This is a genomic window from Lysinibacillus sp. AR18-8 (assembly GCF_001705465.1).
Taxonomy (GTDB): Bacteria; Bacillota; Bacilli; order Bacillales_A; family Planococcaceae; genus Lysinibacillus; species Lysinibacillus capsici.
The window spans coordinates 1-12,591 of record NZ_MDGU01000009.1 but is presented as its reverse complement, the minus strand read 5'-3'; the positions used below and the strand labels follow the sequence as shown (position 1 = coordinate 12,591).

Genomic DNA, 12,591 nt, shown 5'->3' with positions numbered 1-12,591 from the left:
GTTCGAATTTTACAAATTTCAGACTATCGTAGATAAAGCCATAGCCAATAATGATAAAAAAGGAGCTAATTATAATGACTACTGCAACAAAAACAAGAACTATTAACGTATTTATCGCTGATCCACTAAGTGAGGATGGTATTTTCCCATTACGCCAGGAACAAGATTTAGATTTAAACATTATTGTAGACACAGGTTTAGCACCAGAAGAATTAATCGCTAAAATTGCTGATGTAGATGTATTACTTGTTCGTTCTCAAACAACGGTAACACGTGAAGTAATTGAAGCAGCAAAAAGCTTAAAATTAATTGGTCGTGCTGGTGTTGGTGTCGATAATATTGACCTTGCTGCTGCTACAGAACACGGCATTATCGTAGTAAACGCACCAGATGGTAATACTAACTCAGCTGCCGAACATACAATTGCGATGATGACTTCACTTGCCCGTCATATTCCACAAGCTTTTAATACATTAAAAAATGGCAAATGGGATCGCAAATCTTTTGTTGGCGTGGAGCTAAAAAATAAAACTTTAGGCGTTGTAGGTTTTGGTCGAATTGGTGTTGAAGTAGCTTATCGTGCTAAGGGTCAACGTATGAATGTTATGGCATACGATCCTTTCCTAACAGATGAACGTGCCAAAGAATTAGGTGTAACAAAAGCAACGGTTGAAGAAATCTGTGTAGCTGCAGATTTCATTACAGTTCATACACCACTTCTACCTGAAACTCGCAACCTTATTAATAAAGATAAATTTGCGATGATGAAAGATGGCGTACGTATTATTAACTGTGCACGTGGCGGTATCATCAATGAAGACGATTTATATGATGCAATCGTAGCAGGTAAAGTGGCTGGAGCAGCTCTTGATGTATTTGTTTCTGAACCAGCAACAGATCATAAGCTACTGACTTTACCACAAGTTATCGCAACGCCTCACTTAGGAGCATCTACAATCGAGGCACAAGAATCTGTAGCGGTTGATGTATCAAATGACATCATTAAATTTTACAAAACAGGTACTGTAACAAATCCAGTAAACATGCCATCTATACCTAAAGAGCTTCTTGCACAAGTTGAGCCTTTCTTTGAATTAGCTGAAAAACTTGGTTCATTCCTATCACAAGTGACAACAGAGCCAGTCAAAGAAATCAATCTATCTTATGCTGGAGAAGTAGCAAACTATGATGTTCGTCCATTAACTTCAAATGCGTTAAAAGGTTTACTGTCTAAAAATCACGGTAATCATGTCAATGATGTGAATGCTCGTTACTTATCTGAACGTATTGGTATGAAAATTAATGAGCACAAAACAACAACAGCAAAAGGCTTTACAAGCTTAATTACTATTGAAATTATTACTGCTAACGAAACACATACTGTAGCGGGTACACTATTAAACGGTTTAGGTGCACGTATTGTAAAAGTAGAGGACTATGTTGTTGACGTCATTCCACAAGGTCACCTTCTTTACATTAAAAATACTGACAAACCAGGTGCAATTGGCCGTGTAGCAACAAAGCTTGCAGAAAAAGAAATCAATATCGCAACAATGCAGGTTGGTCGTGCACAGGTTGGTGGTACAGCGGTTATGATGTTAACGGTTGATAATGTTGTAACAGAAGAAGATTTAGTTTTTGTGGCACAGCTTGAAAACATTGATGAGGTAAAAGCCATTAACCTATAATTAATAATAGCAAGAAGCAGGGAGTCTCTACTCTCTGCTTTTTATTTTGGGAAAATGATACTTTTCTATGAGTTCTTCGTCCTTAAAGAAAAGGAGGTGCACAGCTTGAACATAGAAGAAATATTTTACTTACATAATCACACCATTTTTAAATATTTATATTACTTACTAAATGACGAAAAACTAGCAGAGGACTATACACAGGAAACCTTTGTCCGTTATTTGAACCATCACCAAACAATAAAAGAAGGGGCTGATCTCGCTTGGTTGCGGTGCACTGCACGTAACCTTGCCTATGATCATTATCGTCGGAAAAGGATTATTCAGTTTGTCCCTTTTTTACAACAGCATGAAGAACAAGCGTCACCTTCTCCTCATCAATGGCTGATGCAACGAGAAGATGCCAAGATACTGTATCTTGCAATTCGAAAACTAAAAATTACCTATCGTGATGTGATTATTCTGCGCAAAATAGAGGGGCTTTCCATCGAAGAAACCTGCGCTATTCTTGGCTGGAATGAGGGGAAAGTAAAAAACACATTAAAACGAGCACTCATCGCATTAAAAAAACAGTTAGGAGGTGAGATGGATGAAGAATGATAAGAAGACATGGCAACACTTAGATGATTTAATGTTATCTGATCAGCAGGAGAAAAAAATATTACGCAATATGATAGAGCCTTCAGTAATTAATAAACAATTATCAAAAAGTAAATGGAAAATCCCTTCTGTAACATTGCTATTTATAGTAGTTCTTTCTTTATTAATTTTAACTTATGTTCAACGTCCGACTGATTCTTCTACGACAATGGATTCCTCCAAAGCCATCCAACGAGTCTACTTAAAGGAGAATTTGAACAAGGAAACCTTTATAGCAAAGGATTCTTGCCTTTATGTTCCTCAGCAATGCTATGCTCATTCAAAGGCTATCACACAGCTACAACAGAATTGGGACAACGCTTCTCCTATAACAATATCCGCTAGTCAATGGAAAAGTGGTACTATCTATGATATTTTGATTCTCTATAATGACCGTACACAAGAGAAATGGAAGGTACTCAATAACAAGATTTTCTTCAATGTTGAAACCCAGCAAGCCTTTCTGATTGAAGAATCAATTGACTCTCTACGCTATTTTTATGATGAGAAGCGGTCGACGAAACTTATTTTAGGGAACATTTTCATCCTACTTATGCATTTCATCCTATGGATTGCTAAAAAAAGAATGCCTTATACAGAACGTCGCTTTTTCGCAGCGACAGTTGAGCATGCTATTGCCAATGCCATCATGCTCGTGTTGTTTGGAGGTATTTCATTTGGTATCTATCTTGTTCACCATACAATTCATGCAACAATTATTTATGGCCTTTTCTCACTCTACTCCTTTATGCAAATCTATTATCGTAAAAAGGCTGGTGAACCTAAGGGTTACTTAATTGCTAGCGCTCTTGTTCAGCTTTGTATAGCGATAGCTTTTACATGTTTATACCTTGGACTGAATGTCTATTTTTAATAAAAAAATGTACTGACTCCATGAAGGGTCAGTACATTTTTATACTATAGCTTATTTACAAGCTCCAACAACGCTGTCAAAGAATCCACCTCATAGGTAGGTGTCACAGCCCCGTTGGCGATATTGCTTTCACGATTAATCCATACATTGCGCATTCCCACACGAGATGATCCTAAAATATCAGTATTTAGATTGTCGCCAACCATAATTGCCTCGTCCGCTGTAATACCTGCTTTCTCCATCACATACTCAAAAATAGATGCGTCCGGCTTACCTTTACCAAAGTCACCTGAAATAATAATATGATCAAAATATGGGGCAATTTCTGGTGTGATTTCTAGCTTTAAATTTTGCAAACTTGGTGCGCCATTTGTAAGCAATACAAGCTGATATTTTCCTTTTAATTCATCTAACACTGCAAAAGTATCTTCGTATAAAAATGGCGCTACTTTACGCTCGGCTACAAAGCGCTCTCCTAGCTCCTCTCCAAACGCTGTATCTTCAATACCAAGAGTAGCTAACCCTTTTGTCCAAGCCGCTGCACGATAGCTAGGAACAATTTCCTTCATTTTTTGGAAGGAGTCCGTCGAGTCGTCAAACGTTCCCCAAAGTCCTTCAAATGGATTGATACCAATTAATACCGTATAATCATATGTTTCATAACCCTCATATAAAGCACGTGCCTCTCTGCGAACAGCTTCCTCTAGCTCAGTAGGATTCACATTATGTACTGTTGCTGCATAGTCACATGTTTTTTCAAATGCAGTTTTGACTGATTTTTTATCCCATAGTAGTGTATCATCTAAATCAAAAATAATTGTATTTATCGACATTTTTGTCCGCTCCTAGCTTCCGATTAATACTACTATTTTAGCATATTTCCAAAATATTTAGGATAACAATTTAAGTACAATTCCTGTATCTAAAAACAAGCTGTACGTCAAATCTTCACAGCTTGTCATGTATTAATTATTTTTATTTCGTAAACGATTCATTAAACTCTGAAGGTCTGCTCTTTTTTGTTGTGTTTCTTCTTTTAAAATTTCAATATGGTAAATACCATCTTTTTCTTCTATCTGAACACGATCACCTACTTGCACAGGCTTGTTCATGGCTGACTGTGAAATAATGAGTTGTTCCTCTTCTGCTGGAAACTTTAAGAAAACCGCATAGCCATCTTCAATACGGTCCAATGTGTATTTACTCAAGCTCACTTACAAGTTCCCCTTTCTCATTCCGTAATTGCGCAGCATCTCCATCATTTAACCAAATTTGTTTAGTTGTCCATTTCAAATAATTTTGCCCTTCCCGCGCATTGGTTCCACTAGTAATATAAATCGTTTTCCCTGGCTGTAAAGAAAGATTAGGGAAATTATAAACTTGATGCCCTTCAATTGAAATAAGCTGCCAATCTTTTAAAGATACTGCGTGTTGTCCATTATTTTTAATTCCTACAATTTCAGTAACTAGATCCTTGCTAACGATTTCAATAGCTGTTGTCGCTTCTTCTTTAGATAGTATATTACCAGTTTCTACACTAGAAGTTTCCTTACCGTTCACCGTATAGTTTACCCCATCTGTGGACACCGTAATCGTTCCTAAATCCGCAGTGGCATAGATTTTACTACCAATAGCCTGCAAACGATCCACAACTTCCGCATGTGGATGTCCATACTTATTATCCTCTCCATAACTTAATATCGCGACCTCTGGTTTTACAGCCTGAATGAACTCCTCTGAGCTACTTGTGTTAGAGCCATGATGTCCTGCTTTTAAAACTGTTGCTTTCACATCATACTGCAACATATCCTTTTCTAATGCCACTCCCGCATCTCCTGTCAATAAAAAAGAGACATTCCCATAAGTCATTTTTAAGACAATGGAGGCATCGTTATTGTCTGTAGCCTGATCATTGGCATTTAAAACTTTCACATTTACATCCTTATCAAATTCGATATCATCACCGATTTTTGGCACATGATAAGGAATATTTTTTTCATCGATACGTGTCAGCATCTCTTCAAAGGTTTGCGATGTATGTACTTTTCCCGAATCATAAAATTGCTCAATCGTCATGTTATCTAATACAGGAATAAGCCCTCCAATATGATCAGCATCTGGGTGTGTTGCTACTACAATATCAAGCTTATTTATCCCAAGTTCTTTTAAATAAGAAACAATCTGTTGCCCTGCGCCCTTCACTCCCCCATCTATAAGCATCGTTTTACCACTTGGTGATTCGATCAGTATAGAATCCCCCTGTCCTACATCAATAAAATGAACCTGCATTTCATGACCAGCTGTTACAGGAATTTTCTCTGTCTTGACTGCCTCGGTACAGCCGGCTAATAAAAAAATACAAAGGAGTAATACTATTATTTTTTTCATCTACTAACTTCCTTTCTATTCTCCTATTATACAAAAAGAGAGCTAGCCATGGGCTGCTCTCCTTTTACTTTAAACAAATATCCACCATAAAATCATCGTAATAATAATAGTCACAAGCCCTTGGAGTAATGTGGCAACCGTTTGGGCTTTATAGGCTTGTGTTACTTCCATACCACTATACTGCGTAATCACCCAAAAGAAGCTATCATTTACATGGCTAACTGTCATTGCTCCTGCACCTATTGCCATCACCACTAATGCTAATGGTACCGCTCCATCAATTCCCAATGTCACAAGCATTGGGGCTACTAAAGTAGATGTAATCACAAGAGCTGTTGTGGAAGAACCTTGAGCCGTTTTCAACGCTGCTGCTACTATAAACGGCACAAGAAGGAATAATGTACCTGAGGCAAACATACCTAAATCCATTTCTTGAAGCATTTCTCCAACACCAGCATTTTTTATAACAGTTCCAAACGAACCACCAGCCCCTGTTATAAGTAAAATTGGTGCTGCTTCTTTTAGACTTTCGCCAATCCAGCCTGTTAATGTCGTTTCATTGATTTCAGGTAATAATAAAAAGGCTGCTGCTACACCTAAAAATAAGGCCACTGTTGGAGAACCTAAGAATTTAAAGATGGTATTGAAAGTCGATTCCGTATCACCAACTAATGCTGCTATAGAACCCAAACCAATTAACACAATCGGCAGAACGATTGGTAAAAATGCTTTAAATGTTGAGGGCATTTTACCAAAGGATTTAATGACTTCCTCATAATCTAATGCCTCTACCTCATCTTCAGGAACGCGAATTTTTGTCGCAACTTTTACTGACCATAGATAACCTACGAATGTCGCTGGTATCGCGACTAGTAAACCAATGACAATGACTGTTCCTAAATAATCAGCTGCGCCAATATTTCCTGCTGCTGCAATAGGCCCTGGAGTTGGTGGTACTAATACATGCGTCGCAAATAAGCCAGTTGCTAAAGCTACTGCCATAGATGCAATCGTAACATTGGCTCGCTTTGCTAATGATTTTTGCAAGCTGGATAAAATAATAAAGCCAGAATCACAAAATACTGGTATGGATACGATATAGCCAATTAAAGACATCGCTAATTGTGGACGTTTAGGTCCTACAATTCTTAACACTACTTCTGCCATTCGATAAGCAGCACCTGATTTTTCTAATATTAGGCCTATAATAGTACCAGCAATAATGACTAAACCAATACTTGTCATTAAGCCTCCAAATCCAGTATTAATACTTTCCACTACTGTCAATAATGGCATACCTGAAGCAATTCCAACGAAGAAAGCACTGATTAATAAAGCTAAAAACGGATGAAGCTTTAACTTAGCTGTTCCTAAGACAACAAATAATACCCCTATTAATATAATAATGAACAACATCTAGACATCCCCCTTTTGTAAGTAACGCTCTATCATTCTTTTAGTTTTTAACCGAATAAAGTGTGCAGGTTCTTGCATTGCCTGCTGCACACCAATCTCCTCATCTACCAATGACTCAACAACTGTAAAATACGCTTGTAATGCTGCATTTGCCGGGGTATCAATTCCTCCAGACAGCAGCATCGCCTCTACATTCGCTTGCTTTGCAGCTTTTGCTACACCTAATGGTGCCTTACCATGTAATGTTTGAAGATCAGATTTTCCTTCACCCGTTATCACTAACTGTGCTTCTGCTAAATGAGCCTGAAGTTGTACAGCGTCCAGCACAAGGTCAATTCCTGCATGGAAGGTTCCTTTTAAAAAAGCGATTAATGCGCCCCCCATTCCCCCAGCGGCTCCAGCACCTTTATAGTCATGTAATCGTATAGCAAATTGAGCTTCAACAATATCTGCAAAATGCTTTAAACAACGATCAAATTCAGCGACCTGGTGTTTTTGAACACCCTTTTGTGGACCAAAGATGGCAGTGGCTCCTCGTTCACCTATAAGCGGATTATCCACATCACAGGCAATCGTAAATGTTGCTTCTGCTAATCTAGTATCTAGTAGACTCATATCTATGACATCTAATTGCATAAGGTTAGAAACACCAGCCTCAAGTTCCACCCCTTCCGCTGATAATAACCGCACACCTAAAGCTTGTAACATACCAGTACCCGCATCATTTGTAGCACTCCCACCAATGCCAATAATAAATTTTCTAAAACCTTGATCAAGTGCAGCTTTAATTAATTGTCCTGTGCCATAAGATGTAGCAAGTTCAGGATTTTTCTCATTTTCTTGTAACAGCATAATACCAGATGCTTGAGCCATCTCTATTACACAGGTTACTTGATCGCCCAGTACACCATATTGAGCCTGGATAGCTCTTCCCAATGGATCAAGCACAGTTGCTGAGCAATATCGACCATCTGTAGAGGAAATAAGTGAGTGCAGTGTACCTTCACCACCATCTGCCACTGGTAGTATAATTGTTTCAATTGAATGATCCACATCTAAGATTCCTTTTTGCATTGCCTTTGCTACTTCAACTGCTGACAGAGTACCCTTATAGGAATCTGGACTAATGATAACTTTCATGTTATACCTCCACTTATGTCGTCCATTGACATTTACGTAAATTTTCATATCCCTAAGTTAAGCGCTTACAATTTATTATAATGACAATAAATTCAGAAAACATTATAATAGGTGTACAATTTATCTGTCATATAACAGGCTGTTTTTTATGCGAGGTGTATAAACATGTTGACAAAAAAGTTAGCAGAAGACATCGTCCATCAAACGATGTTGCGCTTGCGTCACAATATTAATGTTATCAGCCCAAGTGGAGTCATTTTAGCTTCTGGGGATAAAATGAGGGTGGAAAATATTCATGAAGGTGCACTATACGTAGCACAGTCAAAAGAGACTCTAATTATAAATGAGGAAAATATAGCACTTTATCCAAACACAAAACCAGGCATCAATATGCCAATTATGTATCAAGATGAGGTTGTAGGTGTTATAGGTATTACAGGAGATTCAGAGGATATGCTTGAAATTGCTAATCTCGTTCAGCTCACAACAGAGATTATGGCCCATCAAGCGATTGTTGAATCTAAAAGCGAATGGCAACGAAAGAATAACGATTACATATTTGAAGCACTCGTTCATGGAAGTAAGCTAGACGGAACCTTAACTGAACGGATTCAGAAATTACCATTTGCTCTTTCGGGCCCTTTTCAGGTGATTTTAGTGAGCTTAAATGAAGCATCCTACGCAGAAAATACAATACCCTTCTTTTTTGAGGATCTATTTTACAAACAGCCTATTCTTGCTGGTCATAGCCAATTACAGGAATACTATATCCTACTAACAAGTTGTATGGAGCAAAATTGCCGTCCTATTATAAAAGCACTGCGTAAGCAGAAGCAGAAACTTCCCTCCCTTCAAATTGGGGTAGGGCCTGTGGTTCAGCATTTATCTCAGCTTCCCTATAGCTACCAAGGTGCCAGAACAGCTCTAAAATTTGCTGCAATCAATAATGAATTGACTTTTTTTGAAGATGTCGAGTTATATTCCCTTTTTAAACCTCGTGAATCGGAGGAGGTACAAGCATTTTACCGTCGTGTACTCAAAAATTTAGACGCTAAACAATTGGAAACATTACAATCGTTTTTTGATTGTAATTTACAGCTAAAGCATTGTGCTCAGCAATTGAATATTCATCGACATACACTTACTTATCGTTTAAATAAAATAAGGGAATTAACAGGCTATGATCCGCAATACTTTGAGGATGCTGTTCTGCTAAAAATGGCCTGTACATTACGAACACTACAAACAATGAAGGCAATCTGAACAGATCAGATTGCCTTTATCATTAAGCCTTATATAATTCATTTAAAAATTCTATTTTCTTCCCAATAGCCTCTTCAAAGGTCATGATATAGGCAGCAGGATCTTTCGGATTATGGAATTGTGTAATTCTCCCTGTTTCGGGATGAACAAATTTTGAGGATGCCCCACAGCCAATTCCTAAGATTGTCTGCACTTCTTCCATAATAACGATATTATAAATACTTTCTTCTCCCGCTTTACTATAGCCGACATTTTCTAAATTACCTAAAATATTTTTCTGACGATATAAATAGTATGGAACATAATCATTTTCTTTTGTCCAAATTTGTGCCATTGCCATCATTTCAGCTACCGTATCACGGTCTGCTACTTTGTATTTATCCTTATTTCGCGTCATCTCTGAAGCACGTTTAAATGATAGCGTATGAACAGTTAAAGACTCTGGCTGCATTTTTGCCGATTCCTCTAATGAATGTTGGAATTCTTCAATCCCTTCATTCGGTAGCCCAATTATAAGATCCATATTGATATTGTTCATACCTGATTCTCTTGCAAGCCAAAACTTATCAATGGTTTCCTGGACTGTGTGATGACGACCAATTGCTTTTAATGTTTCATCAGTATAAGATTGTGGATTTACACTAATACGATCAATACCCCATTTTTTTAGTACTTCTAATTTTTCTGGTGTGATGGTATCAGGTCTTCCTGCTTCAACTGTCACCTCTCGAATTGTTTCAGGGTTAGGGAATGATTCATACATCGTTTGATATAAGGCATCCATTTCATCGGCCTCAATTGAAGTCGGTGTACCACCACCCCAATAAATGGAGGTGATTTTCATATCATTGTCCTTCAGCCATTTGCCCATTTCGCGCAATTCAATATGCAAGCCATCTAAAAAAGTCGTAACACGCCCTTGCTTACGATTACTACCAATCGCATAGGCTGGGAAAGTGCAATATGCACATTTGGTAGGGCAGAATGGAATACCAATATAAACACTGATTTCTTGTCCAATGGCATCAAGATCAGGAATGGTCACTAGTTGTCGGTCCACAATTTCCTTTAATAGTCCAACTTTTTCCTTTGATAAGCGGAAATCTCGAATTAATAGATCAGCAATTTCTTGCTCACTTTTACCTTCTTTTCTAAATTTATGATACAGCTTTGTTGGGCGTACACCCGTTAAAATCCCCCATTGCTGATGCACTCCAGTATGCTGTTCAAGAACATCTAAAAATACATGTGACAATGCACGTTTTATGCGAATATTTAGCTCACGATCTGTTGCTGGGGACTCATATTGAATACTGTACTCATTTGTGTATTGCTTACCATCTACAATCAAGTTTGCTTTTGTAGAAATGGAAAAATCGTCTCCAGTCTGATAGTCAAATGAAGCAGACATATCTGCTCCCATTGGTTCAACCTTCAGCTTGGAATCCTCAAAAAATAAATTCGCAATATGATTTAATACGCGAATCCAATCTTCAGGATATTTTTGATCTATATGAATAATTTTCATTTCGTTTCGCTCTCTTCTTTTATATATTGCAGATTTAAGTTTAACAAATTTCTATGACTATAAGCAAAATAACAATTAGAATCTATAAAATAACAGAATATTCAGTTTAAATATAGACAAACTATTTTTTTATCATTATAATTTTCAGAAAAGGTGGTGACGAGAATGTTTATTTTAAAAAATGACAATTATACATCTGTTTCGAGCTTTATTCATCAAGTAGAAGTAGCATTCCACCATTTTGATTTAGAGCGCTGTGACGAAAAAACATTATATGTCACGGTAAAACTTAATTACGGCACACATAAAGTACTTTGTGATTTTATTTATATTATTGATCAACAAGAAATCTATGGCGCTATTTCAATTAACAAGCATTATGAAAAGACAAGGGTATTTATTCAACAGCATTTTCAGCAATTTTTATTGTATTCAGATGAAATGGTATTAGCTAAAAACTTCATGAGTACAATATCCTTTAAACAATGTCTCCAACAATTTGCGAAAAAGTATCCAGCCTTTATTTCCTCAAAGAACCATTACGCTCTAGCAATGGCTGAGTAACCACAAATAAAAATAGTATGCCAAGCATTGTTGGCATACTATTTTCTTAATTATTTTAAATATTCATCCACAAATTCAACAGGTACATATGTCTTTGTATCTTTTAAGGTCGGTGCGACTGTTAGTGTACGTAATGCCTTATTATAGCCAAATGTTTTTTCACCGCGAGTAATTGTGTAAGACATATTCCCTTTTGAAAGGATTGCCCCCTTGCCTGTAGAATCCACTTTGAAGCCAAGCTTTTCAGCGATCACACGTAATGGCACCATTTTTGTACCAGCTACTTCATAAGAATCTGATGCGATAATATTATCAATTTCTTCATTTATTGGATTCTTAGTAGTTGAGGAATCATCGTCCAGTACAATTACTTTAGATGGTGTTGTTTGAGCTGGGATACTTTTAGTAGAGGCCGTATAGAAAACAATCAGATGCTTCTCTGCTAAATCTTTAGCGTCCACCTTTTCACCTTTTTCATTGAATAGCTCTGTTTCTTTCCCAATATTTAATTTTAAAATATCATACGTATTAGTTAAATCTTCAAAGAAATAATCCACTTCTACAAAACCAACTTCTTCTGTTTCAACGATGACAACCTCTGGATTGAATTGTGGTGGATAAATATATTTTTGCGGTTTGTTAGCAAAGGTATAAGCTAATACTTTATCACCCTTTTGTAGCTCCACTTTCTTCCCAGTATTGTCGAACACGAGAGTATCTTTAGTAATTTCTAATACATTTGTTTGCTCGCCTTCTTTTACTGTGTAATATGTAATATTTTCCCCAATACGAACATCTTCCACAGTACCACGAGTATCATTAAAAATGTGTACGGGATCAATTTGTATTTGTGGTACCTCCGCTTCTGTAGATTGCTGCTCATTTGCTGAAGCTACCGGGACAAGGGCACTTCCAAATAATAATGCAGACATTGCTGCAGGTGCTATTTTTTTCATGTTCATAAAATCTCTCCTTATTGTTTGGATTCATAGTAGTAGTAGTTTTAAAATGGAAAAAGTTTCAGTGCAAACCGAGGATTTTATGAGAAAGAGGTGGCAGTATCTACTGCCACCTCTCAGACTGTAGACAAA

Annotated in this window: 12 protein-coding genes; 5 read left to right on the top strand and 7 right to left on the bottom strand. The window is 37.2% G+C overall.

Features of this window, described 5'->3' with window-relative positions:
* Positions 1-74 precede the first annotated feature (74 nt).
* From serA to BFM98_RS08060, 3 genes are all read left to right on the top strand, one after another.
* A complete protein-coding gene (serA, locus tag BFM98_RS08070; protein ID WP_016992109.1) occupies positions 75-1,688 on the top strand; it encodes a phosphoglycerate dehydrogenase in 1,614 nt (537 codons plus the stop codon).
* A 105-nt stretch (positions 1,689-1,793) separates the two neighbouring features.
* Complete coding sequence (locus BFM98_RS08065; protein WP_066037072.1) at positions 1,794-2,288, top strand: RNA polymerase sigma factor; 495 nt, start codon at positions 1,794-1,796, stop codon at positions 2,286-2,288.
* Positions 2,278-3,201: a hypothetical protein gene (locus tag BFM98_RS08060; RefSeq protein WP_066037071.1), complete on the top strand. Its 924-nt coding sequence runs from the start codon at positions 2,278-2,280 to the stop codon at positions 3,199-3,201. The genes BFM98_RS08065 and BFM98_RS08060 overlap by 11 nt, the downstream gene beginning before the upstream one ends.
* 44 nt (positions 3,202-3,245) lie before the next feature.
* On the opposite strand, the gene BFM98_RS08055 is transcribed toward BFM98_RS08060, so the two are convergent.
* From BFM98_RS08055 to BFM98_RS08035, 5 genes are all read right to left on the bottom strand, one after another.
* Positions 3,246-4,034 (bottom strand): HAD family hydrolase, encoded by a 789-nt coding sequence (locus BFM98_RS08055; protein ID WP_066037070.1) that lies wholly within the window; start codon positions 4,032-4,034, stop codon positions 3,246-3,248.
* Between the two features lie 132 nt (positions 4,035-4,166).
* Entirely contained in the window at positions 4,167-4,415 is a 249-nt protein-coding gene (locus BFM98_RS08050) for a DUF3006 domain-containing protein (RefSeq protein ID WP_048391776.1), read from the bottom strand.
* A complete protein-coding gene (locus tag BFM98_RS08045; RefSeq protein ID WP_066037069.1) occupies positions 4,402-5,589 on the bottom strand; it encodes an MBL fold metallo-hydrolase in 1,188 nt (395 codons plus the stop codon). Before BFM98_RS08045 ends, BFM98_RS08050 begins: the two co-directional genes overlap by 14 nt.
* Before the next feature lie 69 nt (positions 5,590-5,658).
* Positions 5,659-7,005: a GntP family permease gene (locus tag BFM98_RS08040; RefSeq protein ID WP_054548651.1), complete on the bottom strand. Its 1,347-nt coding sequence runs from the start codon at positions 7,003-7,005 to the stop codon at positions 5,659-5,661.
* Positions 7,006-8,145, bottom strand: a complete 1,140-nt coding sequence (locus BFM98_RS08035; RefSeq protein ID WP_066037068.1) for a glycerate kinase — start codon at positions 8,143-8,145, stop codon at positions 7,006-7,008.
* 165 nt (positions 8,146-8,310) lie between these two features.
* Here BFM98_RS08035 and BFM98_RS08030 point away from each other — a divergent pair, with 165 nt between their 5' ends.
* Positions 8,311-9,408: a CdaR family transcriptional regulator gene (locus tag BFM98_RS08030; protein WP_066037067.1), complete on the top strand. Its 1,098-nt coding sequence runs from the start codon at positions 8,311-8,313 to the stop codon at positions 9,406-9,408.
* Between the two features lie 22 nt (positions 9,409-9,430).
* Here BFM98_RS08030 and BFM98_RS08025 read toward each other — a convergent pair whose 3' ends face one another.
* Positions 9,431-10,936: a coproporphyrinogen III oxidase gene (locus BFM98_RS08025; RefSeq protein ID WP_066037066.1), complete on the bottom strand. Its 1,506-nt coding sequence runs from the start codon at positions 10,934-10,936 to the stop codon at positions 9,431-9,433.
* A gap of 165 nt (positions 10,937-11,101) precedes the next feature.
* Between BFM98_RS08025 and BFM98_RS08020 the strand changes: the two genes are divergently transcribed.
* A complete protein-coding gene (locus tag BFM98_RS08020) occupies positions 11,102-11,500 on the top strand; it encodes a hypothetical protein (protein ID WP_054548655.1) in 399 nt (132 codons plus the stop codon).
* A gap of 50 nt (positions 11,501-11,550) precedes the next feature.
* Here BFM98_RS08020 and BFM98_RS08015 read toward each other — a convergent pair whose 3' ends face one another.
* The gene (locus BFM98_RS08015; protein WP_083225318.1) at positions 11,551-12,462 is read right to left on the bottom strand and encodes a stalk domain-containing protein; all 912 of its coding nucleotides are present in this window, start codon (positions 12,460-12,462) and stop codon (positions 11,551-11,553) included.
* Positions 12,463-12,591 lie beyond the last annotated feature (129 nt).